The organism is Variovorax defluvii (assembly GCF_039541515.1).
GTDB classification, from domain to species: domain Bacteria; phylum Pseudomonadota; class Gammaproteobacteria; order Burkholderiales; family Burkholderiaceae_C; genus Variovorax; species Variovorax defluvii.
Map to the genome: position 1 here is coordinate 126,893 of NZ_BAABGJ010000002.1, position 23,348 is coordinate 150,240.

Here is a 23,348-nt window from a genome sequence, read left to right on the forward strand (position 1 = left end):
ATGAATGCTGCTTCGCTGAGACAGAACAAGTGGGTCAGGCGCGCAGTGCTGGCGGTGCTGGTGCTGGTTGCCTTCTGGGGGCTGGCGTGGTTGGTGGTCCCGCCCCTGGCCAAGAGCCAGATCCAGAAGATCGCGAGCGAAAGGCTCGGGCGCCAGGTCACGATCGGCAAGATCGACTTCAAGCCGTGGACACTCGAACTCACGCTCGACGACTTTCGAATCGCCACGGCCGACGGCAGTCGTTCGCAGGTGGCGGTGGGCCGCATCTACGCCGATGCCGAACTGCAGTCCATCGTGCGCCTGGCGCCGGTCATCGACGCGCTCAGCGTCGACGGCCCGGCCATCCTGCTGACACACCAGGCCGACGGCAAATACGACATCGACGACATCCTGGCCCGGCTGGCCAGCGCACCAGAGGCGCCCAAGAGCGAGCCGCCGCGCTTCGCCATCTACAACATCGCCGTCACGAACGGGGCGGTCGAGTTCGACGACCAGGCCGTCAAGCGCAAGCACGAGCTGCGCGACTTCGTCCTGAAAGTGCCATTCCTGAGCAACCTGCCATCGCAGCGCGAGATCAAGACCGAGCCCAAGCTGGCCTTCGTGCTCAACGGCAGCCCGTTCGACTCGGCTGCAGCGAGCACGCCCTTCGCCGATGACCACAAGACGGATGCGCAGATCAGCTTCAAGGACCTGGACCTGGCCCCGTACCTGGGCTATGTGCCGGGTGGGCTTCCGGTGGCGCTGCGTTCCGGCAAGCTGGATGCGGACCTCAAGATCGACTTCGTCCAGACCGCGAGCACGGGGCTGAAGATCACCGGCACTGTGGCCGCGCGCAGCATCCAGCTGGCGGACTCTCAGGCGCGCGATCTTCTTCGCTTCGATTCGCTCAAGGTGGCGCTGGCCGATGTGCGACCCCTGGATCGTGTGGTGCACCTGGGCGAGGTGGCGCTGGCCGCGCCGCACTTGGTGGTGGCGCGCGATGCCGCCGGGAAGCTCAATCTGCTGCCCGCCGGCCAGGACGATGCCGCCGCTGCCAAGCCGGTACCGGATGCGCCACCGACCGGCGAGGCTGTGGTCAAGCCCAGCGCGCCGCCCGGTTGGCGCGTGCAGGTCGACAAGTTCGCGCTGTCCGGCGGCGAAATAGGTTGGCGTGACCAGAGCATCCAGCCGGCCGCCGCCATCGACGTCCAGCGGTTCCAGGTCGAGGCGAGCGCCATCGCCTGGCCGATGGACAAGCCCGCCGTCTTCAGCGGCTCCTCGGCCGTCGGCGGCGCCGCGCTCAAGTTCAACGGAGAGGCCACCGACAAGGTCGCCAAGATACAGGCCGAGGTCGAGGCCCTGCCGCTGTCCCTGGCGGCGCCCTACCTGGCCCAGAGCCTGGAGCCGACGCTGGACGGCAGGCTCAGCGGCCAGGTGGACGTGGCCTGGAACCGGCCCAACCTGAAGCTCATGGCCCGGCGTGTGGCGCTCGATGGCCTGGCGCTGACGCAGGAGAAGACGGCGCTCGCGAGCGCCGGGCGCTTCGAGTTGGTCGATGCCGAAGTCGACATGACGCGGCACACGCTCACGGTCGCCTCGTTCAGCGCCAACAGCCCCAGGATCGCCGTCGAGCGTGACAAGGAAAAGCGTTGGATGTTCGAGCGCTGGCTGAAGGCGCCGCAGGGAGGTGCCGATGCGAAGGTCGCCGCACCCAAGAGCCCGAAGGCGGCGGAGGCGGCCACCGGTGACAACACCCAGCCCTGGGCGCTGACCATCGGCAGCGTGGCGGTCGACAACGGCGCTCTGTCCTATTCGGACAAGGCCGGCGCGACGCCGGTGGCCTTCGAGGTCAGTGCCTTGAAGCTCAACGCGCAGAAGATCGCGCCCGAGACGGCGACCGTCTCGCCGCTGCAGTTGTCCGGGCGCATCGCCGCGGGCCGTGCCGAGGCTGGACGCTTCGATTACAAGGGCTCGGTGGTCCTCAAGCCGATCGCTGCCGAGGGCCGGCTGGAGGTCGCTTCCGTCCCCGCCCATGCCTTCAAAGGCTACTTCGGTGATGCGCTGAACATCGACATCCGTCGCGCCTTCGCCAGCTACCGTGGGACGGTCAAATACCAGACGGCGCACGGGGGCATGAGCGTGAGGCTGGCGGGCGACACGGCGCTGGAGGACTTCCGCGCCAACAGCGCGTCGCTGACCCAGTCGCCCGGCCAGGCCGAGCGCAGCAGCCGGTTGCTGAGCTGGAAGACCCTCAGCCTTCGCGGCCTGCAGGTCAACATGGCGCCAAATTCACCGCTCGCGGTGGATGTGCGCGAAACCACGCTCAGCGACTTTTTCGCTCGCGTGATCATCGACCCGACGGGGCGTCTCAACCTCCAGGATCTCACCGGGAAGCCCGGAGCGCCGGCGCCTGCGACTGCGACTGCGGGCGAAGCGAGCACGCGGCGAAGCCTCGGCGGCACCACGACGACCACGATCGCGAGGAGCGCGCCCGCTGCCTCCGGCGGCGCGCCGGTGCCGGCGGAAGCGATGGTGGGCAGCGCGCCGGCCGCGGCGGCGCCCGCCGCGCGGCAGGTGGCCAAGGCCGCCGAGCCCGCCCGCAGCGGCCCCGAGCCGGTCATCAACTTTGGCCCGATCAGCCTGGTCAACGGGCGTATCGACTTCAGCGACCTGTTCGTCAAGCCCAACTACTCGGCCGACCTGAGCGAACTGACCGGCAAGCTCAGTGCCTTCTCCTCGAAACCGCAGGGCGAACGGCCGGTGCTGGCCGACCTCGAACTGCGCGGCAAGGCCCAGCAGACCGCCTCGCTGGAGATCACCGGCAAGCTCAACCCGCTGGCCAAGCCGCTCGAGCTGGACATCACCGCGAAGATGCGCGAACTCGACCTGCCGCCGCTGTCGCCGTACTCGGTGCGCTACGCCGGCCACGGCATCGAGCGCGGCAAGCTCAGCATGGACGTGAACTACAAGATCGCGCCGGATGGCCAGCTCACCGCGACCAACAAGCTGGTGCTCAATCAATTGCAGTTCGGCGACGAGGTGCAGGGCGCGCCCAACAGCCTGCCGGTGCGGCTGGCGGTGGCGCTGCTGGCGGACCGCAATGGTGTCATCGACATCGACTTTCCGATCAGCGGCTCGCTCAACGATCCGCAGTTCAGCCTCGGCCCCCTGATCCTCAAGGCGATCGTCAATCTGATCGTCAAGGCCGCCACCGCACCCTTTGCGCTGCTGACGGGCGGTCTGGGCGGGGGTGGCGGCGATTCGAGCACCGTCGCCTTCGCGCCCGGCAGCGCGACGCTGTCCGCGGAGGCAAAGCAGAGCCTGGACAAGGTCGCGAAAGCACTCGCGGACCGTCCGGCCTTGCGCATGACGGTCGTGGGCACCGCCAGCCTTCAGCAGGAGCGCGAGGCCTACCAGCGCCAGCGCGTGCGCGAGTTGGCGCAGGCCGAGAAGCGGCGCAGCGCGGTGCGGGCTGGCCGGGACGCGGCCGAGGTCGCGCCCCTCACCGATGCCGAATACCCCGAATTCCTGGCAGCCGCCTACAAGCGTTCCGACCTCGGCACCAAGCCGCGCAACCTGATCGGCCTGGCCAAGGACATCCCCGTCAAGGAAATGGAGGATCTGCTCATGGCCAGTATTCCGGTCGACGAAGAGTCGATGCGCCAGCTGGCCGTCCAGCGCGGCGCCGCCGCGCGCGACTACCTGCTGGCGCAGAAGCTGCCCAGCGAGCGGCTGTTCCTCGGCGCCGTCCGCACCCAGGGTGGCGGAGCCGACTGGAGGCCCGGTGTGGAGCTGAATCTGGCCACCCGCTGAAGGAAGCTCCAACGACCCGCCGCATCTCGGTGAAAATGGTGCCTTGCGCCGGCCCCTGCCGGCGCCTTCGCTTTTCCTCATCAGATCACGTTTATTCGCGCAGTGACCTCAACTTCGACCAAGTCCCACGACCTCCAGTCCCTCGACACGATGACCGGCGGCGCCTTCACTGCGCCGACCTCCGGCGAGCGCGCACAGCGCATCCGCGAGTGGCTGGCCGGCAATCCCGCGCCCGAGCAGATGCAGGAGGTGTTCAAGGAACTGAGCGGCCGCGACAAGGGCGCCGCCCGCCTCCTGCGCGAAAAGCTCGACGAGCTCAAGCGCGCACGCGGCCAGGAGGCCATTGCGGCCGAATGGGCCCAGAAGGCCGAGGCGCTGATCGCCCAGCCCAAGCTCAATATTGCCGATGCACTGGCCTGGCAACGTGATGCCGCCAAGGCGGGGGCGCCCCTGTCGCGCGAGCCCCTGGCAAGCTTCAAGGCCCGCCTGGCCGAACGCGTCAAGGGCATCGAGGACCTGCAACACCGCGCCCAGGTGCACCGCGAAGCCGCGGTGCTGCTCGCGCAGCGCTTCGAAGTCCTGTCGACCAAGGGCTGGCGCGACGCGCAGGCCGCGGAGGAGGCTCTGCGCGCCGACGTGGCGCACTGGCAGCAGCAGGCCGCCGAGATCGCGGCAGACGCGAACTGGAACAGCCTGGATGCCAAGTTCGCTCCGCAGCTCGAGACTTCCAAGTCGCAGTTGCTGGTGGTGTCCGAGGCTTTCCATCAGGCCCTGGCGCAGACCGTCGCGGCTGCGGCCGATGCGCAGGCGCCCCTGCCGCCGGTCCCCGTCTGGGCCGACGAACTGCGCGTGGCCCGCGGCGGCACGCCCGAGGCAGCGGCGCCCGCCGTGCAGAAGCCGGCCGCGCCCAAGGTCGATCCCGAGAAGCGCGCCGCGGCGCAGGCAGCGGTGCAGGCCGCGCTGGCCAAGCTGGAGCAGGAAACCGCCGAAGGCCACGGCAAGGGCAGTGCCGGTGCAGCCACCGCCCTGCGCGCCGTGCTGAAGGAGCATGGTCGACTGGTCGATTCGGCACTGGAGGCCCGCGTGCATGCCGCGTTGATCGCCGCCGGCGAGCTCGAGGGGTGGCAGCGCTGGAGCGCCGACAAGGTGCGCGAGGAACTGGTCGCCAAGGCAGAGGGCCTGCTCAAGCGGCCCGAGGGCCAGGCCCTGGGCGGACGCAAGATGCAGGAAACCTTGCGCAGCCTGCGCGAGCAATGGAAGCAGGCCGATCAGGGCGGCGTGCCCAACCATGCGATGTGGAAGCGCTTCGACGAGGCCTGCAACGAGGCCCACAAGGTGGTCGAGGCCTGGCTCGAAAAGGTGCGCGCCGATGCGGCTGAGCACCGCGCGCAGCGCCTGGCGCTGATCGAGGAGGTGAAGGCATGGGCCGAAGCCCAGGCCGGCTCGACGGACCTCAAGGCCTACAACCGTGCGCTCCACCAGTTCGCCGACCGCTGGCGCGATGCCGGCCACGTGGGCGAGAAGGTCTTCGCCGAACTGCTGCCGCAATGGACCTCGGCCTTCGGCGCCGCGCGTGCGCCCTTCGAGGCCGCGCAGAAGGCGAGCATCGAGCGCCGCCAGGCCATGATCGCCGAGGCCGCCGAACTCGGGGCCGTCCCCACGCTGCGCATCGATGCCGTCAAGGCCCTGCAGCAGCGCTGGCAGGCCGAGGCCCAGACCGTGCCGCTGGACCGCCGGCAGGAACAGAAGCTCTGGGACGCCTTCCGCGCCCCCATCGACGAGGCGTTCAACCGCAAGAGCGCTGAGCGCGAGAAGGCGGCCGCCGCGATGAGCGAGCACGACCGCCATGTGCTCGAGGCGTCGAAGGCGCTGGACGCCGCGAACGCGACCGGCGATGCGCAGAAGATCCGTGGCGCGATGGCCCGTCTCGACGCCGCGCTCCGTGGCGAAGTCCCCAAGCCGTCCGCCGACGGCCCGTCCGTGGGCGCGACCGAAGTCGTGGCCCCGGGGCAGGCCGCGGCCGAGTTCAGCGAAAGCGCGCAGCAGGAGCCCGCGCCCGGCGATGCGCCGCCGCCCGCCGCGCCGGCCGAGGCTGCGGGGGCGACGCCCGATCTGGTGGCGCCCGCCGATGGCGCCGATCCCTCCGCCCGCAGCGATGCGGCCGAAGCCGAGGCGGCCCCTGCGCCCGTGGCGCCACCCAAGCCTGCGCCCAAGCCCGTCATCGCCGTGCGCGGCGACGACCGGCCCGGCAACAAGAAGATGGAGGCCGTGCCCGCAGGGCGCGGCGCCGGTGGCCGCTTCGGCGACCGCCGCGACGGCCGCGGCGGGCCGTCCTCACGTCCCAATGACCGCGGCGCATCGCGCGGTGGCGACCGGGGTCCGGGTGCCGGCCGCTTCGGCGACCGTCCGCCGCGCGAGGAGCGTGGCCCGCGTCTGAGCGATGTTGCTTTCCGCGCTCAGCGCGAAGCGCTGGAGCGCGCCGAGCAGGCGCTGCGCAAGCTGGCGGCCCAGGCGCACGGGGAAGCCTTGACGCAGGTGCTGGGCGCCTGGGAGCAGCGCGATGCGTCGAAGCTGCCGAGCATCCAGGAACTGGGCCGGGCCGTCACGCCCGCGGTGCGCGGAAAGTGGTCGCAGGCGCTGGCCGCCGGGCCTTCGGCCAAGGCCGAGGAAGCGGCCGAGGCACTGCTGCGCCTGGAGATGGCGGCCGAGGTGCCCACGCCGGCCGAGCAGTTGGACGCACGCCGTGCACTGCAGCTCAAGCTGCTCACGCGGCGCGGCGATCCGGCGCCGGCCCAGACCTGGGGGCAGGATGCCGGCACCGTGCTCGCGGCTCCGCACGATGCCACCTCGGCGCGCCGGCTGCAGAGCGCGCTCAAGGCGCTGCTGCGCAAGTAGGCGGGGCAGGGCGCCTAGTCCTGGCCTTCGGTCGGGCGCCTGAAAAACTCGTCGAACAGCTTGGCGAGGCCGGCGAACTCGCTGGCGAGCTTCGCGCGGTTCACGAAGTAGGCCTCGCAGGCCACCGCGAAGAATTCGCCGGGCGAGGTCGCGCCGTAGGCATCGAGCCAGGGCGCCTCGCCGCCGAAGCGCTCGGCGACGATGGTTCGCTCGCGGAAGTCCTCGTACGCCGGTTGCAGCACCGAGAACCACGCGACGCGCGCATCGCGTGCCGATCGGGTCCCCGCAAAGCCAGCCGGCAGCGGCGGGCAGCCGTCGGCCGTGCCGCTTCGCATGTCGATCTTGTGGGCGAACTCGTGGATCACGACGTTGTAGCCGGCCTCCTGCGTGATGCTGCCGGCCAGCACGTCCTGCCAGCTCAGCATCACCGGCCCGCGGTCCATCGCCTCGCCGGCCAGCACCTCCTCGTATTCGTGCACCACGCCGGTTTCGTCGACTGTCTTGCGGCGGGCCACGGCTTCGCTGGGATGGATCACGATGCCGACGAAATCGTCATACCAGCGCAGGCCACCTGGCAGGTGCAGCACCGGCAGCACGGCCTGCGCCGCGACCGCGAGCGCCACCTCGTCGGTGATGACGAAGCCATGGGCGCCGTGGAATTCCTTGTCGCGCAGGAACTCCGCTGCCAGGCGGCGCAGGCGCTCGACCGCATCCGCGGAACGTGCCGCGAGGAAGGGGTAGCGCGCGAGCGTGGCCTGCCAGGCCGGCTCGGGAATGGGAGGGGGAGGGCGCAGACGGCGCAGCCAGCCGAGCATCAGCGAAGGTCGACGCGCTGCGCGCCGGCGCTCGACAGGCACAGCAACTGGGCACGCGCGGGGTGCACCTGCAGGTCCCAGTCGCTCAGCACGATGCGCGAGAGGCCATCGCCCAGCGCGTGCGTCGCGGGCCGGTGCGTGTGGCCGTGCACCAGCGTGTCCGCGTCGGCCTGCCGCAACCACGCGCGGGCGGCATCGGCGTCGACATCGGCCCAGACCATGCCGGGGCTGCGCTTGCGGTCTTCGCTTTGCGCCCGCATGGCGCGGGCGAGGGCGCGCCGCTCCGCCAGGGGGCGCGCCAGGAAGGCCTTCTGCCAGGCGGGTGTGCGGACTTCCGCCCGGAAGTGCAGGTACTCGGTGTCCTCGATGCAAAGAAGGTCACCGTGGCTCAGGAGCCAGCGCCGGTCGTGCAACACCAGCACCGTCGGGTCGTCGAGCAGCTGCAGGCCGGATTGCGCGGCGAAGGCGGGCCCCAGGAGGAAATCGCGGTTGCCGTGCATGAAGTAGACCGGCCGGCGTACCGTGGCCTCGCGCAGCAGCTCGGCGCACTGCGCCTCGAAGCCGGGTTCCCCGGCCGCATCGTCGCCCACCCAGACCTCGAACAGGTCGCCGAGGATGAAGATCGCGTCGGCCGGCGTGGTCTGCAGATAGCCACGCCAGGCCTCGAAGGTGGCCGGCTCCGAGGCCTGCAGGTGGAGGTCGGACATCAGGTCGACCGTGCGCCAGCCCGCAGGCGCCACGAGCTCTCCGAAGGAGGTCATTTCATGCTCCCTTCGGCGCGTCATCGCCGACGAGGACAAGCCCGGGGGAGGGCCCCATTCAGGCCTTGACGACAGCCTTTTCGATCACCACGTCCTCGAGCGGAACGTCGTCGTGGAAGCCCTTGCGGCCGGTCTTCACCGCCTTGATCTTGTCGACCACTTCCTTGCCCTCGATCACCTTGCCGAAGACCGCATAGCCCCAGCCCTGCGCGGAGGGTGCCGTGTGGTTGAGAAAGCCGTTGTCGGCGACGTTGATGAAGAACTGCGCGGTGGCCGAGTGCGGTGCGCTCGTGCGGGCCATGGCAACGGTATAGGTGTCGTTCTTCAGGCCGTTGTTGGCTTCGTTCTGGATCTCGGCGCCGGTGGGCTTCTGCGACATGCCAGGCTCGAAGCCACCGCCCTGCACCATGAAGCCGGGGATCACGCGGTGGAAGATGGTGTTGTCGTAGTGGCCCTTCGTCACGTAGGCGATGAAGTTCTCGACCGACTTCGGCGCCTTGTCCTGGTCCAGTTCGAGGGTGATGACGCCCTGGTCCTTGATATGCAGTTCGACTTGGGGATTGCTCATGAGGGCTCCTGGTTGGGTGGCTTACTTCGCCACGGGGGTGGCAGACAGAATGGTGACGCTTTCGACGGGCACGTCCTGCATGCCGTTCTTGTTGCCCGTGCGCACCGCGCGGATTTTGTCGACGACCTCGCTGCCCGCGACCACCTTGCCGAACACCGTGTAGCCGTAGCCGTCGGGGTTGGGCGCGTTCAGCATCGCGTTGTCCTTCACGTTGATGAAGAACTGCGAGGTCGCGGAGTTGGGATTGGGGGTGCGGGCCATCGCGATCGTGTACTTGTCGTTCTTGAGGCCGTTGTTCGCCTCCAGCGGGATCGGCGCGCGCGTGGGCTTCTGCTGCAGCTCCGGCGTGAAGCCGCCGCCCTGGATCATGAAGCCGTCGATCACGCGGTGGAACACGGTGCCGTCGTAGTGCTTGTCGCGCACGTACTGCAGGAAGTTGTCGACCGTCTTCGGTGCCTTGTCGGGCGCGAGCTCGACCACGATGTCGCCGGCGGAGGTGTGGAGCTTGACTCGCGGCGCACTCGCCTGCTGCGCCGATGCGATGCCGGCGAGATGGAGGGTCGAGGCGAGGATCACAGCCGTCAAAGCCGTGCGGCGGGAAGGAATGGGCATGGCAGGAAAAGGTGTGGCGAAAGACGAAGAGGCGTTCGCGTCGCGTGGCAGGGCGCTGCCTGGTACTCGGCGGCCGCTCAGCGGCGCACCGGTTTGCGGGGCTCGGCCGGGGCGGCGGGCAGGGTGCCGCTTGCGGGCGCGGCGAAGAGCTGGCGGATCAGCGCGATCTTGGGCGCCACCGTGCTGTTGCCCGATTCGAGCTGCTGCGCGCGGCCGTAGGACTGGCCTGCCAGGCGCGCATAGACGTCGCCCAGGTTCTCGTGTGCAGTGGCGTAATTCGGGTTGAGCTTGACGGCCATTTCGAGGGCCGCGCGGGCCTTGTCGAACTGGCTTTGCCCGGCGTAGAGCGCCGCGAGGTTGTTGTAGGGCTCGGGCAGTTCCGGGAAGTCCTGCGTCAGCTGCGTGAAGGCTGCCGTCGCCTCGGCCTGCTTGCCCTGCTCGGTGAGGATCACGCCGCGCAGGAAGCGCATCTGCGGATCGCGCGGCTTGCCGGCAATGTAGGCATCGGCCTTGGCCAGCGCCTCGGCGGCCTTGCCCTGGCGCAACAGCGCGTTGACGTCGCCGTAATCGTCGGCATGGGCCGCGGCCGCCGCCAATGCAACGAAGACCACCGGCAGAAAGCGGGACAGAAAGCGGGCAGGAGAGGAAGAGGACAGGGCTGCGGCGTGCTTCATGAGCCTCAAGGGTTGGGGTGGGACGCGGGCCTCGGAAACACCCGGAATTTAACGGCTGCGGCCGTTTATACTGGCAGGGGATTGTAGCCGAGGGGCTCCGTTCTTCTCCTCGTTGGCATAGCATCCTCACCCCTGAAAATCATTGCCGCTCGCCCCTTTAAGCGTGGGCGCACCGGCGTTTCCCGTACCCATGAGTCTTCGCATCTACAACACGCTGTCGCGTGAACTGGAGGAGTTTTCTCCGCTGCAGCCCCCACGGGTGCGCATGTACGTGTGCGGCATGACGGTGTACGACTACTGCCACCTGGGCCATGCGCGCTCGATGGTGGCCTTCGACGTCGTGCAGCGATGGCTCAAGGTCTCGGGCTTCGAGGTCGAGTACGTGCGCAACATCACCGATATCGACGACAAGATCATCCGCCGCGCGGTGGAGAACGGCGAAAGCATCCGCGCGCTCACCGACCGCATGATCGACGCGCTCCACGAAGACGCCGATGCCCTGGGCATCGAGCGACCCACCCACGAGCCGCGCGCCACCGACTACGTGCCCCAGATGCTGTCGATGATCGCCACGCTGGAGCACAAGGGCCTGGCCTACCGCTCGCCCAATGGCGACGTCAACTACGCGGTTCGCAAATTCCCCGGCTACGGCAAGCTCAGCGGCAAGTCGCTCGACGAACTCCATGCCGGCGAGCGGGTGGCGGTGCTGGACGGCAAGGAAGACCCGCTCGACCCGGTGCTATGGAAAAGCGCCAAACCCACCGAGCCCGAGGAGGTGAAGTGGGCCAGCGACTTCGGCCCCGGCCGCCCCGGCTGGCACATCGAATGCTCGGCCATGGCCTGCCACCTGCTGGGCGAGACCGTCGACATCCACGGCGGCGGGATGGACCTGCAGTTCCCGCACCACGAGAACGAGATCGCCCAGAGCGAGGGCGCCACCGGCAAGCCGCTGGCCCGCACCTGGATGCACAACGGCTTCATCAACATCGACGACGAGAAGATGTCCAAGAGCCTGGGCAACTTCTTCCTGATCCGCGACGTGCTCAAGCAGTTCGATGCCGAAACGGTGCGCTTCTTCGTCGTGCGGGCGCATTACCGCAGCCCGCTCAACTACAGCGACGTGCACCTGGACGATGCGCGCGCTTCCCTCAAGCGCCTCTACACCGCGCTCCAAGGGGTGGCGCCGGAGCCGGTCACGATCGATTGGGCCGACCCCTACGCCGCCCGCTTCAAGGCGGCGATGGACGAGGACTTCGGCACGCCCGAGGCTGTCGCCGTGCTGTTCGACCTGGCCGGCGAGGTGAACCGCAGCAAGTCAACCCGCAGCGCCGGCTTGCTGAAGGCGCTGGGCGGCTGCCTCGGCCTGCTGCAGGCCGAACCGCAGGCCTTTCTCCAGGCCGGCAGCACGCTGGACGATGCCGCCATCCAGGCCGCGATCGCGCAGCGCGCGGCGGCCAAGGCGGCAAGGAATTTCGCCGAGGCCGATCGCATCCGCGACGAATTGCTGGCGCAAGGCATCGTGCTCAAGGATTCGCCCACCGGCACCACCTGGACCACCGTCAAGTGAGGGCATGAGAAGCACCATGCCTGCCCCCATCAAGCAGCCCGTCATCCAGCTCCAGACCCCGCCTTACTGGGAGGAGGCCTGCAAGTACCTCGCCCGCAAGGACCGCGTGATGAAGCGGCTGATCCCCCAGTTCGGCGACGCCTGCCTGGAGTCGCACGGCGACGCCTTCACCACCCTCGCCCGCAGCATCGTCGGGCAGCAGATTTCGGTGAAGGCGGCCCAGTCCGTGTGGGACCGCTTCGCCAAGCTTCCGCGCAAGATGACGCCGGCCAACGTGCTGCGGCTCAAGGTCGACGACATGCGCGCGGCCGGCTTGTCGGCGCGCAAGATCGAATACCTGGTCGACCTGGCGCTGCATTTCGATTCGGGCGTGGTGCACGTGGACGCCTGGGACCAGATGTCCGACGAGATGATCATCGAGGAACTGGTCGCGATCCGCGGCATCGGCCGCTGGACCGCGGAGATGTTCCTGATCTTCCATCTCATGCGGCCCAACGTGCTGCCGCTGGACGACCTGGGCCTCATCACCGGCATCAGCCGCAGTTATTTTTCGGGCGATCCGGTCAGCCGCAGCGATGCCCGCGAAGTCGCCGTGGCCTGGGCTCCTTTTTGCAGCGTCGCGACTTGGTATATTTGGCGATCGCTCGACCCCCTGCCGGTGGTCGCATACTGAAAAGAGGAGAAGACGTTGGCGAAACGAACCTTTCTCGACTTCGAGCAGCCCGTGGCGGAGCTCGAATCCAAGATCGAAGAGCTGCGCTATGTACAGAGCGAGTCCGCGGTCGACATTTCCGAAGAGATCGACCAGCTCGGCAAGAAGAGCCTGCAGCTCACCAAGGAAATCTACAGCGACCTGACGCCGTGGCAGATCACCAAGATCGCCCGGCACCCGGAGCGCCCCTACACGCTGGACTACGTCCACGAGATCTTCACCGATTTCGTCGAGCTGCACGGTGACCGCCATTTCGCCGACGACCTTTCCATCGTCGGCGGCCTGGCGCGCTTCAACGGCACACCCTGCATGGTGCTGGGTCACCAGAAGGGGCGCGACACCAAGGAGCGCACCGCTCGCAACTTCGGCATGAGCAAGCCCGAGGGCTACCGCAAGGCGCTGCGCCTCATGAAGACGGCCGAGAAGTTCAAGCTGCCGGTCTTCACCTTCGTCGACACGCCCGGTGCCTACCCCGGCATCGACGCCGAAGAGCGCGGCCAGTCCGAGGCCATCGGCCGCAACATCTTCGAGATGGCGCAGCTGGAGGTGCCGGTCATCGTCACCATCATCGGCGAGGGTGGCTCCGGCGGCGCGCTCGCCATCTCCGTGGGCGACCAGGTGCTGATGCTGCAGTACTCCGTCTACTCCGTGATCAGCCCCGAAGGCTGCGCCTCGATCCTCTGGAAGACCAGCGACAAGGCGCAGGAAGCAGCCGATGCGCTGGGCATCACCGCGCACCGCCTCAAGGCCCTGGGCCTGGTCGACAAGATCGTCAACGAGCCGGTCGGCGGCGCGCATCGCGACCACCGCCAGATGGCCGCCTTCCTCAAGCGTGCACTCAACGACGCGTACCGCCAGGTGGCCGACCTGCGGCCCAGGGAACTGCTCGAACGGCGCTACGAGCGCTTGCAGAGCTACGGCCGCTTCGCCGACACCAAGGCGGACAGCGGCAGGTAAGTCGCGGCGGACCGACCGGTGTCGGTCCGCTTGTTCAGCATGCAGAATCCCGCCGCCCTCGCGATCGCGTCCTGGGCGGCGCCCCTGCCGCTGGGCGTGGCCTACAGCGGCGGCGCCGATTCGACCGCCTTGCTGTACGCTGCCGCGGCCCGCTGGCCGGGCCAGGTGCAGGCGCTCCATGTCCACCATGGCCTGCAAGCGGCCGCGGACGGCTTCGAAGCCCACTGCCGTGCCACCTGCAAGGCCCTGGGCGTGCCGCTCCACGTCGGCCGCGTCGATGCACGCCACGCCCCCGGTGAAAGTCCGGAAGACGCGGCCCGGCGCGCGCGCTATGCCACCCTGGCGCAACTGGCCCAGGCTCAAAAGCTCCCGGATGTGGCCCTGGCCCAGCATGCCGACGACCAAGTGGAAACCATGCTCATCGCGCTCGGCCGCGGGGCCGGCCTCGACGGTCTCGCCGGCATGCCCCGCCACATGCAGCGGCATGGCGTGAATTTCCATCGTCCGCTGCTGGAGGTGCACGCGGTGGCGCTGCGCGAATGGATCACGGCCAGCCGCACCCCCCACATCGACGACCCCAGCAACGCCGACCTGCGCTACACCCGCAACAGAATCCGCCTGCAACTGCTGCCGGCCCTGGCGGCGACCCTGCCGCAGTTTCGCGAGACCTTCGCGCGCACGGCGCGCAACGCCGCCAAGGCCTCGCGGCTGCTGGCCGAAGTCGCTGCCACGGACATCGCGGCGGCCGGCGTGCCGCCTGCGCTGGCCATCCTGCGCAGCTTGCCGCGGGAGCGGCTCGCCAACGTCCTGCGGCACTGGCTCAGGCGCGAGCACGACGCCGTGCCCAGCGAGGCCCAGCTCGACCAACTCCTCGACCAGATCGCGGCCTGCAGCACCCGCAGCCACCGCATCCGCCTCAAGGTTGCGGACGGTTACGTCCAGCGCGAGGGTGACGTGCTGCATTGGTACAATGCCCGGCCCCCGTCGCAGCCTGCAGCTTTGCGCTGAGTTGCTTTCAACAGGCACATGACAGGCCCTGGACCGCCTGCATCGCGGCAGTCGTCCGAATTCTTCTCTTTGACTTCACCCATGGCATTGATCGTTCACAAATACGGCGGCACGTCGATGGGCTCGACCGAGCGCATCCGCAATGTCGCCAAGCGCGTCGCCAAGTGGTCGCGCGCCGGGCACCAGATGGTGGTGGTCCCGAGCGCCATGAGCGGCGAGACCAACCGCCTGCTCGGCCTCGCCAAGGAACTCGCACCCGGCAGGTCGGACGACGACCACAACCGCGAACTCGACATGCTCGCCGCCACCGGCGAACAGGCTTCGTCGGCGCTGCTGGCCATCGCGCTGCAGGCCGAGGGCGTGCAGGCCGTCAGCTACGCCGGCTGGCAGGTCCAGGTGAAGACCGACAGCGCCTTCACCAAGGCCCGCATCGAGAGCATCGACGACGCCCGCGTGCGCGGCGACCTCGAGGCGGGCAAGGTGGTGGTCATCACCGGCTTCCAGGGCGTGGACGAGGCGGGCAACATCACCACGCTGGGCCGCGGCGGCAGCGACACCTCCGCGGTGGCGATCGCCGCGGCGATGAAGGCGCACGAGTGCCTCATCTACACCGACGTCGACGGCGTCTACACCACCGATCCGCGTGTCGAGCCCGATGCGCGCCGGCTCAGCACCGTGAGCTTCGAGGAAATGCTCGAAATGGCGAGCCTGGGCTCCAAGGTGCTGCAGATCCGCTCCGTCGAGTTCGCGGGCAAGTACAAGGTGCCGCTGCGCGTGCTCTCCAGTTTCACGCCGTGGGACATCGACCTCCAGGAAGAGGCCAAGTCCGGCACCCTGATCACATTCGAGGAAGACGAAAACATGGAACAAGCCGTTGTCTCCGGCATCGCGTTCAACCGCGACGAAGCCAAAATCTCCGTGCTCGGCGTGCCCGACAAGCCCGGCATCGCGTACAACATCCTCGGCGCCGTGGCTGATGCGAACGTCGAGGTCGACGTCATCATCCAGAACCTGAGCAAGGACGGTCGCACCGACTTCAGCTTCACGGTGCACCGCAACGACTACGCCAAGACCGTCGACCTGCTCAAGGACAAGGTGCTGCCCACGCTGGGTGCCAGCGACATCGTCGGCGACACCAAGATCTGCAAGGTCAGCATCGTCGGCATCGGCATGCGCAGCCATGTCGGCGTGGCCAGCAAGATGTTCCGCGTCCTGAGCGAGGAGGGCATCAACATCCAGATGATCTCCACCAGCGAGATCAAGACCTCCGTCGTGATCGACGAAAAGTACATGGAACTCGCCGTGCGCGCCCTGCACAAGGCCTTCGATCTCGATCAACCGGCCTCGTAAGCTGGCATAATCGCTGATTCCTGGAAACGTGACCGAGTGGCCGAAGGTGCTCCCCTGCTAAGGGAGTATGGGGTGTAGAGCCTCATCGAGGGTTCGAATCCCTCCGTTTCCGCCAATCTGAAACCCCTGTCGATTTCGTCGGCAGGGGTTTTGTCTTTTCGGCTCGGGCTGCAACCGTATCGAAGACTGTGGCGGGCGAATCACTCGCCGTGCGCGCCCTGCTCGCGCCCCGACGCAATCTCGTCGGCGAATCCCGAGCGCACGATCGCCTCCATCGGCTGCGGCTGCAGCGACTCGATGCGCAACTGCCCGCCGCGCGCGAGCACGGCCTTGTGCACCTGGCGCAGCGCGTCCAGGCCGGTGGCGTCGAGCGAGATCAGGTGCATGGCGTCCAGCACCACCACCATGCCGCGCGGCGCCCGCTCGATCGCGTGGATGGCCGGGTCCAGCTTGGCGGCGGCGCCGAAGAAGAGGGTGCCGTAAAGCCGGAAGGTGAGCTGCGGCGGCTCCAGCGACACCATCTCGACGCTGAAAAGCTGGCTCATGCGGCGCACGAAGAGGGCGCAGGCGAGCACGATGCCGGCCTGCACGGCGACCGTCAGGTCGAACACCACCGTCAGGAAGAAGGTGCCCAGCAACAGCAGCCGGTAGTGCCGGCTGAAGCGGCGCAGCATGTAGGGCGAAAACTCGCGCCACTCGCCCATGTTCCAGCCCACGAACACCAGGATGCCGGCCAGAACCGCCAGCGGCACATGCTGCGCAAAGGGTGCCGCCGCCAGCACGACCACCATCAGCGTGAGCGCGTGGACGATGCCGGCGACGGGCGAGGTCGCCCCCGCGCGCACGTTGGTCACGGTGCGCGCGATGGTCCCGGTGGCCGGCATGCCGCCGAAGAAGGGCGTCACCATGTTGGCCACGCCTTGCGCCATCAGCTCCTGGTTCGGATCGTGCCGCGGCTGGCCGCTGACCTGGTCGGCCACCCGGGCGCAGAGCAGGGACTCGATCGCACCCAGCAACGCGATGGTCAAGGTGGGCGTCACCAGTTGCTTGACTGTCTCCCACGAAAAGTCCGGCAGCGCGAACGTCGGCAGGCCATCGGGGATGCCGCCGAAGCGGGTCCCGATGGTCTCGACCGGCAGGCCGAAGCCCCAGGACACCAGGGTGAGCGTGACCAGCGCGACGATCGGCCCCGGCACGCGCGAGCCGGCGCGCACCGCGCGCAGTTCGGTCACGCGGCCCAGCACCAGCCGCACTGCATAGCCGAAGCGGGTCTTGTCGTGCAGCAGCGTGGGCCAGACGAACAGCCCCACCAGGCAGGCCAGTCCGAGGCCGAAGGCGTAGGGGTTGAAGCTGTCCAGGCTGGTGACCAGCGTGTGCAGCTGGGAGAACATGTCGGCCGGCATCTTGGGAATCGCGAGGCCGAGCCAGTCCTTGATCTGCGAGATCAGGATCAACACCGCGATGCCATTGGTGAAGCCGATCACGATCGACACCGGCACGTAACGCACCAGCGTGCCGAGCCTGAACAGCCCCATCAGGAACAGGAGCACTCCGGCACAGGCCGTGGCGATCAAGAGGTTGGCCACGCCGTAGCGCTCGACGATGCCGTAGACGATCACGATGAAGGCGCCCGCCGGCCCGCCGATCTGCACTGCCGAGCCGCCCAGGGCCGAGATCAGGAAGCCCGCGATGATCGCGGTCCAGATGCCGGCTTCCGGCTTGAGGCCGGAAGCGATGGCAAAGGCCATTGCGAGCGGCAGCGCCACGATGCCCACCGTGACGCCGGCGCCGAGGTCCTTGAGGAAGCGGCCCCTGTCGTAGCCCGCCAGCGCGTCGATGAGGCGGGGACGGAAACGGGCGATCGGCAGGGGCGAGCTCATGCCCCCATTGTGAACGCGCCTTTTCTGGCCGGGAGCAGCGGCAAGTTGCTTGTGTACGACCCGGGCGTGTCCCAGGCCTGACCGGACGCTATTCGTCGCCGGGCAGCACCGCGTCGGCCGCCGCCCCCACCGCCTTGCCGGTGATGCGCGCGGTGCCGATGGCGGCGTCGGCGGCCAGGCCCACCGCGCCGGCGGTGACGCTCACCGCCGTGCTGGCCACCGTGACGACGGCGCAGCCGGACAGCAGGAGGGCGGCGAGGAAGGGCAGGGCGATGTGCTTCATGGGACCTTCTCGTGAGGGCGTCAGCGTACCCGCATCCCCGGCGTCGCGCCAGGCCAGGGCTCCAGCACGTGAATGCCGGGCTGGGCCTTCTCGTCCGCGTGGCTGGCGGCCAGCACCATGCCCTCGGAGACGCCGAACTTCATCTTGCGCGGGGCCAGGTTGGCCACCATCACGGTGAGCTTGCCGATCAGCTGCTCGGGCTGGTAGGCGCTCGCGATGCCGGAGAAGACGTTGCGCGTCCTGCCCTCGCCCGCATCCAGCGTGAGGCGCAGCAGCTTGGTCGAACCCTCGACCTTTTCGCAGGCCACGATCTTGGCGATGCGCAGGTCGATCTTGGCGAAGTCCTCGATGCCGATGGTCGCGGCCACCGGCTCGCCGCCCGGGGCGGGCGCCGCGCTGGTGGGCTCTTCGGCGGCCTGGGGCGGGGGTTCGAAGAGCTGGTCGAGCAGCTTGGGGTCCACGCGCTGCATGAGGTGCTTGTAGTCGGCAATGGCATGGCCGGCGCCCAGCAGGTGCGCCGCCTCGTGCCACTGCAGCGCCGCACAGCCGAGGAAGCCCTCGACCTGCGCCGCCAGCGCCGGCAGCACCGGCTTGAGGTAAAGCGTGAGCAGGCGGAAGGCCTCGATGCAGGTGGTGCACACGTCGTGCAGCCGCTCGAGGCGGTCAGGCTGTTTGGCGAGCTCCCAGGGCTTGTTCTGGTCGACGTACTCGTTGACTTTGTCGGCCAGCTGCATCACGTCGCGCAGCGCGCGTGCGAAATCGCGGCTGTCGTAGAGCTGCGCGATGCCCTGCGCTTCTGCCTGCAGGCCGGCCAGCAGCGCGGCGCCGTCGGCGCTCGGCGTGCCCAGCTTGCCGCCGAAGCGCTTGCTGATGAAGCCCGCCGCGCGGCTGGCGATGTTGATGTACTTGCCCACCAGGTCGCTGTTGACGCGGGCGATGAAGTCCTCGGGGTTGAAGTCGATGTCCTCGTTGCGACCGTTGAGCTTGGCGGCCAGGTAATAGCGCAGGTGCTCCGGATTCAGGCCGAGGTCCAGGAAGCGCAGCGGGTCGATGCCGGTGCCGCGGCTCTTGCTCATCTTCTCGTTGTTGACCGTGAGGTGGCCGTGCACGTAGATGGCGTCGGGCGCCTTGCGGCCGGAGAAGTGCAGCATCGCCGGCCAGAACAGGGTGTGGAAGGTGATGATGTCCTTGCCGATGAAGTGCACCTGCTCCAGGTCGGGCTGGGCCATGTACTCGGTGTAGGAAATGCCGGCGCCGGCGGCCTCGACACAGCTCTTGTCGAGCAGGTTCTTCAGCGACGCGAGGTAGCCGACCGGCGCGTCGAGCCAGACGTAGAAGTACTTGCCCGGCGCGTCGGGAATTTCGATGCCGAAGTAGGGGGCGTCGCGGCTGATGTCCCAGTCGCCCAGGCCGCCGGTGCCGTCTTCCTTCTTGACCAGCCACTCGCGGATCTTGTTCTGCACCTCCGGCTGCACGTGGCCGGGGGTGGTGGTCCATTCCTTCAGGTAGGCCTCGCAGCGCGGGTCGGACAGCTTGAAGAAGAAGTGGTCGGAACTGCGCAGCTCGGGTTTGGCGCCCGACAGGGCCGAATAGGGGGCGATCAGCTCGGTGGGCGCATACACGGCGCCGCACACCTCGCAGTTGTCGCCGTACTGGTCCTTGGCATGGCAGTTGGGACATTCGCCCTTGATGAAGCGGTCGGCCAGGAACATGCCCTTTTCGGGGTCGTAGAACTGCTCGACCGGGCGTGTCTCGATCAGGCCTGCCTTCTTCAGGTCGAGGTAGATCTGGCGTGCCAGTTCGTGGTTCTCCGGTGCATCCGTGGAGTGCCAGTTGTCGAAGGCGATGTGAAAGCCGTCCAGGTAGGGCTTGCGGCCTGCGGCGATGTCGGCCACGAACTGCTGCGGCGTCACGCCGGCCTTGTCGGCCGCGATGGTGATGGCCGCGCCGTGCGCGTCGTCGGCGCAGACGAAGTTCACCTCGGCGTCCTGCATCCGCTGGAACCGCACCCAGATGTCGGCCTGGATGTATTCCATGATGTGGCCGATGTGGAACTTGCCGTTGGCGTACGGCAGGGCGGTGGTGACGAAGAGCTTGCGCTGGGACATCGAGGAGGCGCTTTCTGGGAACTGCAGGAACCGCCGCTCGTGGCGGCGGCGGGAGGGGCATTTTAGGGGCCGTCCGGCGCTTACACTTCGACGCTCCCCCGCGAGCTGCCCGCCATGACCTCCACCGTGCCCACCCTGTCCGCCATCGAAACCCGCGTGCTCGGCGTGCTGGCCGAGAAGCAGCGCACCGTGCCCGACAGTTACCCGCTCAGCCTCAATGCGCTGGTGTCGGGCTGCAACCAGAAGACCAGCCGCAATCCCCTCATGGAGCTGACCGACACCGAGGTGCAGGTGGCGCTCGACAGTCTCAAAGGCTACAGCCTGGTCATGGAATCGAGCGGCAGCCGCGTCGCGCGCTACGAGCACAACATCGAGCGGGTGCTGCGCGTGCCTTCGCAGTCGACCATCCTGCTGACCGTGCTCATGCTGCGCGGCCCGCAGACCGCGGGTGAACTGCGCATCGCCAGCGAGCGCATGCACAACTTCGCCGACATCTCCTCGGTCGAGGCCTTCCTCGACGAGCTGGCCGAGCGGCCGGCCGGTGCGCTGGTCGTGAAGCTCGCGCGCCTGCCCGGCGCGCGCGAGAGCCGCTGGATGCATCTGCTGGCCGGCCCGCCGGCGGAGCAGGTCTACGAGGCCGGCGCCACGTCCGCCGCTGCGGCGCCCTCCGAGGCGTCGCTGGGCGAAGTGGCGGCGCTGAAGCTCAACGTGGCCCGGCTCGAATCGGAGGTGGCCGCCCTCAAGGCGCTGACGGCGCGCATCTGCACGGAGCTGGGCATCGGCGACGTCAGCGACAGCAGCAGCGCCGGCGACGCCGCCTGAAGCGCCTCAGGCCTCGTCGCGCACTGCGGCGTCGGACGCCAGGGCCTCTTCCACCACCTCGCGCGTCAGCGCCGGCGCGAAGGACTATGCCGCCTTTTCGGTGGCGCTGGCCTGCCTGCAGACGGTCGTGCATCTCGACCTGGCCGGCGGATGCCCTGCCGGTCGGATGGAATGCGATCCCGGAGGGCGAGGTCTCGGTGGATGCAGGCGAGCGATGCTGGCCGGCCGCAATTCGGCGCTGCTGCGGGGGGGGCTCGGTGATCCTCCCCGAGGAATTCAAGGGACTCGTGAACCCGCGGCATCCGGATGCCGGCCGTCTCGTGGCAACCAAGCTGCGGCCCCCTGGTTCTTCGACCAGCGCCTGGGCAGTGGGCGCGGGCGTTGATGTCGGCATGGGGGCATCCCCTGCCGGCCGGACCGGGCCGCGGCGCCGCACTAGACTACCCGCCATGACCGCAACAAACCAGGCGCTCACCGAAGCGCTCAAGACCGTCCTCGACCCGAACACGGGCAAGGACTTCGTCAGCACCAAGGCGCTGAAGAACCTTCAGATCCACGAGGGCGAGGTGTCCTTCGACATCGAACTCGGCTACCCCGCCAAGAGCCAGGTCCCGGCCCTGCGCAAGGCGCTGGTGACGGCCGCCAGGAGCGTTCCGGGTGTCGAAAACGTCTCGGCCAACATCACCACCAGGGTCATCAGCCATGCCGTGCAGCGCGGCGTCCAACTGATGCCGAACGTGCGCAACATCATCGCCGTGGCCTCCGGCAAGGGCGGCGTGGGCAAGAGCACCACCGCCGCCAACCTCGCGCTCGCGCTGGCTGCCGAGGGCGCCCGGGTCGGTCTGCTGGACGCCGACATCTACGGCCCCAGCCAGCCGATGATGCTGGGCATCTCGCGCCGCCCCGAGAGCGAAGACGGCAAGACCATGGAGCCGCTGGAGAACCACGGCGTGCAGGTGATGTCCATCGGCTTCCTGGTCGACCAGGACGAGGCCATGATCTGGCGCGGCCCCATGGCCACGCAGGCGCTGGAGCAGTTGCTGCGCCAGACCAACTGGAAAGACCTCGACTACCTCATCGTCGACATGCCCCCCGGCACCGGCGACATCCAGCTCACGCTGTCGCAGCGCGTGCCGATGACCGGCGCGGTGATCGTGACCACGCCGCAGGACATCGCGCTGCTCGACGCCCGCAAGGGCATCAAGATGTTCGAGAAGGTGGGCGTGCCCATCCTCGGCATCGTCGAGAACATGGCGGTGCACGTGTGCTCGAACTGCGGCCACGTGGAGCACATCTTCGGGGCCGAGGGCGGCAAGAAGATGGCGGCGCAATACAACATGGAGTACCTCGGCGCGCTGCCGCTGGACATCAACATCCGGCTGCAGGCCGACAGCGGCAAGCCCACGGTGGTCGCCGACCCGGACGGCGAGGTCGCCGGCATCTACAAGGCGGTGGCCCGGCGCGTGGCCGTGGGCATCGCCGAGAAGGCCAAGGACTTTTCCTCCAAGTTCCCCACCATCACCGTCAGCAAGAACACCTGATGAACCTGCTCGCCTCGATGCGCTACCTCGTCGCGTTGAGCGAGCATCGCCATTTCGGCCGCGCCGCCCAGGCCTGCCACATCACGCAGCCGGCCCTGTCCAATGCGCTGCGCGCGCTGGAAGAAGAGTTCGGCGTGGTGATCGTCAAGCGCGGCCGCGCCTACGCCGGGCTCACGCACGAGGGCGAGATCGTGCTGTCCGCGGCCCACCGCATGCTGCACGAGGGCGAGGTGCTGCAGCAATTGCTCAGGAGCGAGGCGGAGCACCCGCGCGGCCATTTGCGCATGGCGGCCGTGCCCACCGCGATTCCGATCCTCACGCGCTTCGCCGGGCGGCTGCAGGCGCGGCATCCGGGCATCTCGCCGAGCGTGCTGTCGATGAGCTCGCTCGAGCTCGAGACCGGCCTGGAGAGCCTGTCGCTCGACGTCGCCCTGGGCTATACCGAGCGCATGAACGTGCGCGGCGTCAAGCTCAGCGCCTGGCCTCAGAGCATCGAGCACTACTTCCTGGTGCGCCGCGCGTCGCATGCCCGGGCGCTGCAGATCGGCGAGCCGATCGGCTGGGCCGAGGCCGGAGGGCTGCCGCTGTGCCTGCTGACGCCGGAGATGCACAACCGCTTCATCATCGACCAGGCCTTCGCGGAAGCGGGCGTGACGGTGACGCCCGCGATCGAGACCAACTCGGTGCTGACCCTGGCCCTCAGCGTGGGCGCCGGCAGCGTCTGCGCCGTGCTGCCCGGCGCCATGGTCGATGCCATTCGCAGCCATGGCCAGCTGGAGGCGCTGCCGCTGGTGGGGCCCGAAGTGCGCACGCCGATCGGCTTCATGACGCAGGCCGCGGTGCGGCCTTCGCGCGCCCTGGAGGCGGCGCTGGCGCTCATACAAAGTCCCGAGTGGCAACAGGAGGTCGCGGCGCACAGCGGGGCGCTGCGACCCTGACCGGCGGCCCTGGGGGGGCTCATTTCCTTTTTGAATTGCCCCATGTCCGGATTCAATTTGCCGAA

At 68.5% G+C, this 23,348-nt stretch carries 18 protein-coding genes and 1 tRNA gene; 11 read left to right on the forward strand and 8 right to left on the reverse strand.

Going from position 1 to position 23,348, the window contains the following annotated elements; genetic code table 11:
• Together ABEA07_RS02005 and ABEA07_RS02010 are read left to right on the forward strand one after the other, a co-directional pair.
• Positions 1 to 3,792 carry a DUF748 domain-containing protein gene (locus tag ABEA07_RS02005; RefSeq protein ID WP_345535539.1) on the forward strand — a complete coding sequence of 1,264 codons (3,792 nt, stop codon included), beginning with the start codon at positions 1 to 3 and terminating at the stop codon, positions 3,790 to 3,792.
• Positions 3,793 to 3,894: 102 nt separating this feature from the next.
• Positions 3,895 to 6,687 (forward strand): DUF349 domain-containing protein, encoded by a 2,793-nt coding sequence (locus ABEA07_RS02010; RefSeq protein WP_345535540.1) that lies wholly within the window; start codon positions 3,895 to 3,897, stop codon positions 6,685 to 6,687.
• A gap of 14 nt (positions 6,688 to 6,701) precedes the next feature.
• Here the strand turns inward: ABEA07_RS02010 and ABEA07_RS02015 are convergent, their stop codons facing one another.
• From ABEA07_RS02015 to ABEA07_RS02035, 5 genes are all read right to left on the reverse strand, one after another.
• Positions 6,702 to 7,502 (reverse strand): M90 family metallopeptidase, encoded by an 801-nt coding sequence (locus tag ABEA07_RS02015; protein WP_345535541.1) that lies wholly within the window; start codon positions 7,500 to 7,502, stop codon positions 6,702 to 6,704.
• Entirely contained in the window at positions 7,502 to 8,263 is a 762-nt protein-coding gene (locus ABEA07_RS02020) for a UDP-2,3-diacylglucosamine diphosphatase (protein WP_345535542.1), read from the reverse strand. The genes ABEA07_RS02015 and ABEA07_RS02020 overlap by 1 nt, the downstream gene beginning before the upstream one ends.
• A gap of 58 nt (positions 8,264 to 8,321) precedes the next feature.
• The gene (locus tag ABEA07_RS02025; protein WP_345535543.1) at positions 8,322 to 8,831 is read right to left on the reverse strand and encodes a peptidylprolyl isomerase; all 510 of its coding nucleotides are present in this window, start codon (positions 8,829 to 8,831) and stop codon (positions 8,322 to 8,324) included.
• A 21-nt stretch (positions 8,832 to 8,852) separates the two neighbouring features.
• Complete coding sequence (locus ABEA07_RS02030; protein WP_345535544.1) at positions 8,853 to 9,443, reverse strand: peptidylprolyl isomerase; 591 nt, start codon at positions 9,441 to 9,443, stop codon at positions 8,853 to 8,855.
• 77 nt (positions 9,444 to 9,520) lie between these two features.
• Positions 9,521 to 10,117, reverse strand: coding sequence for a tetratricopeptide repeat protein (locus tag ABEA07_RS02035; RefSeq protein ID WP_345535545.1), 597 nt, complete (start codon positions 10,115 to 10,117; stop codon positions 9,521 to 9,523).
• Between the two features lie 190 nt (positions 10,118 to 10,307).
• Between ABEA07_RS02035 and cysS the strand changes: the two genes are divergently transcribed.
• The 6 genes from cysS (at position 10,308) to ABEA07_RS02065 (ending at position 15,826) form a co-directional block, all read left to right on the forward strand.
• Positions 10,308 to 11,684 (forward strand): cysteine--tRNA ligase, encoded by a 1,377-nt coding sequence (cysS, locus tag ABEA07_RS02040; RefSeq protein WP_345535547.1) that lies wholly within the window; start codon positions 10,308 to 10,310, stop codon positions 11,682 to 11,684.
• Positions 11,685 to 11,700: 16 nt separating this feature from the next.
• A complete protein-coding gene (locus ABEA07_RS02045) occupies positions 11,701 to 12,357 on the forward strand; it encodes a DNA-3-methyladenine glycosylase family protein (RefSeq protein WP_345535548.1) in 657 nt (218 codons plus the stop codon).
• 15 nt (positions 12,358 to 12,372) lie between these two features.
• On the forward strand, positions 12,373 to 13,353 hold the full coding sequence (locus ABEA07_RS02050; protein WP_345535549.1) for an acetyl-CoA carboxylase carboxyltransferase subunit alpha: 981 nt from the start codon (positions 12,373 to 12,375) through the stop codon (positions 13,351 to 13,353).
• A 39-nt stretch (positions 13,354 to 13,392) separates the two neighbouring features.
• A complete protein-coding gene (tilS, locus tag ABEA07_RS02055) occupies positions 13,393 to 14,361 on the forward strand; it encodes a tRNA lysidine(34) synthetase TilS (protein WP_345535550.1) in 969 nt (322 codons plus the stop codon).
• An 81-nt stretch (positions 14,362 to 14,442) separates the two neighbouring features.
• Positions 14,443 to 15,711 (forward strand): aspartate kinase, encoded by a 1,269-nt coding sequence (locus tag ABEA07_RS02060; RefSeq protein ID WP_345535551.1) that lies wholly within the window; start codon positions 14,443 to 14,445, stop codon positions 15,709 to 15,711.
• A 22-nt stretch (positions 15,712 to 15,733) separates the two neighbouring features.
• Positions 15,734 to 15,826 (forward strand) — tRNA-Ser (locus tag ABEA07_RS02065).
• Between the two features lie 85 nt (positions 15,827 to 15,911).
• On the opposite strand, the gene ABEA07_RS02070 is transcribed toward ABEA07_RS02065, so the two are convergent.
• From ABEA07_RS02070 to metG, 3 genes are all read right to left on the reverse strand, one after another.
• Positions 15,912 to 17,591 carry a SulP family inorganic anion transporter gene (locus ABEA07_RS02070; protein WP_345535552.1) on the reverse strand — a complete coding sequence of 560 codons (1,680 nt, stop codon included), beginning with the start codon at positions 17,589 to 17,591 and terminating at the stop codon, positions 15,912 to 15,914.
• An 88-nt stretch (positions 17,592 to 17,679) separates the two neighbouring features.
• The gene (locus ABEA07_RS02075; protein ID WP_345535554.1) at positions 17,680 to 17,874 is read right to left on the reverse strand and encodes a hypothetical protein; all 195 of its coding nucleotides are present in this window, start codon (positions 17,872 to 17,874) and stop codon (positions 17,680 to 17,682) included.
• 20 nt (positions 17,875 to 17,894) lie between these two features.
• Positions 17,895 to 19,982, reverse strand: coding sequence for a methionine--tRNA ligase (gene metG / locus ABEA07_RS02080; RefSeq protein ID WP_345535556.1), 2,088 nt, complete (start codon positions 19,980 to 19,982; stop codon positions 17,895 to 17,897).
• 114 nt (positions 19,983 to 20,096) lie between these two features.
• Here metG and ABEA07_RS02085 point away from each other — a divergent pair, with 114 nt between their 5' ends.
• The 3 genes from ABEA07_RS02085 to ABEA07_RS02095 all read left to right on the forward strand — a co-directional run bounded on the left by ABEA07_RS02085 (position 20,097) and on the right by ABEA07_RS02095 (position 23,283).
• Positions 20,097 to 20,804, forward strand: a complete 708-nt coding sequence (locus ABEA07_RS02085; RefSeq protein WP_345535557.1) for a YceH family protein — start codon at positions 20,097 to 20,099, stop codon at positions 20,802 to 20,804.
• 449 nt (positions 20,805 to 21,253) lie between these two features.
• Complete coding sequence (gene apbC / locus ABEA07_RS02090) at positions 21,254 to 22,345, forward strand: iron-sulfur cluster carrier protein ApbC (protein ID WP_345535558.1); 1,092 nt, start codon at positions 21,254 to 21,256, stop codon at positions 22,343 to 22,345.
• Positions 22,345 to 23,283, forward strand: coding sequence for a LysR substrate-binding domain-containing protein (locus tag ABEA07_RS02095; protein ID WP_345535559.1), 939 nt, complete (start codon positions 22,345 to 22,347; stop codon positions 23,281 to 23,283). Before apbC ends, ABEA07_RS02095 begins: the two co-directional genes overlap by 1 nt.
• The last annotated feature ends 65 nt before the right edge of the window (positions 23,284 to 23,348 follow it).

Bases quoted from the DNA above. Each gene is read 5' to 3' on its own strand.
- ABEA07_RS02005 (WP_345535539.1), top strand. From the start codon at position 1: ATGAATGCTGCTTCGCTGAGACAGAACAAGTGGGTCAGGCGCGCAGTG.
- ABEA07_RS02015 (WP_345535541.1), bottom strand. From the start codon at position 7,502: ATGCTCGGCTGGCTGCGCCGTCTGCGCCCTCCCCCTCCCATTCCCGAG.
- ABEA07_RS02020 (WP_345535542.1), bottom strand. From the start codon at position 8,263: ATGACCTCCTTCGGAGAGCTCGTGGCGCCTGCGGGCTGGCGCACGGTC.
- ABEA07_RS02025 (WP_345535543.1), bottom strand. From the start codon at position 8,831: ATGAGCAATCCCCAAGTCGAACTGCATATCAAGGACCAGGGCGTCATC.
- ABEA07_RS02030 (WP_345535544.1), bottom strand. From the start codon at position 9,443: ATGCCCATTCCTTCCCGCCGCACGGCTTTGACGGCTGTGATCCTCGCC.
- ABEA07_RS02035 (WP_345535545.1), bottom strand. From the start codon at position 10,117: ATGAAGCACGCCGCAGCCCTGTCCTCTTCCTCTCCTGCCCGCTTTCTG.
- cysS (WP_345535547.1), top strand. From the start codon at position 10,308: ATGAGTCTTCGCATCTACAACACGCTGTCGCGTGAACTGGAGGAGTTT.
- ABEA07_RS02045 (WP_345535548.1), top strand. From the start codon at position 11,701: ATGCCTGCCCCCATCAAGCAGCCCGTCATCCAGCTCCAGACCCCGCCT.
- tilS (WP_345535550.1), top strand. From the start codon at position 13,393: ATGCAGAATCCCGCCGCCCTCGCGATCGCGTCCTGGGCGGCGCCCCTG.
- ABEA07_RS02060 (WP_345535551.1), top strand. From the start codon at position 14,443: ATGGCATTGATCGTTCACAAATACGGCGGCACGTCGATGGGCTCGACC.
- ABEA07_RS02070 (WP_345535552.1), bottom strand. From the start codon at position 17,591: ATGAGCTCGCCCCTGCCGATCGCCCGTTTCCGTCCCCGCCTCATCGAC.
- ABEA07_RS02075 (WP_345535554.1), bottom strand. From the start codon at position 17,874: ATGAAGCACATCGCCCTGCCCTTCCTCGCCGCCCTCCTGCTGTCCGGC.
- metG (WP_345535556.1), bottom strand. From the start codon at position 19,982: ATGTCCCAGCGCAAGCTCTTCGTCACCACCGCCCTGCCGTACGCCAAC.
- ABEA07_RS02085 (WP_345535557.1), top strand. From the start codon at position 20,097: ATGACCTCCACCGTGCCCACCCTGTCCGCCATCGAAACCCGCGTGCTC.
- apbC (WP_345535558.1), top strand. From the start codon at position 21,254: ATGACCGCAACAAACCAGGCGCTCACCGAAGCGCTCAAGACCGTCCTC.
- ABEA07_RS02095 (WP_345535559.1), top strand. From the start codon at position 22,345: ATGAACCTGCTCGCCTCGATGCGCTACCTCGTCGCGTTGAGCGAGCAT.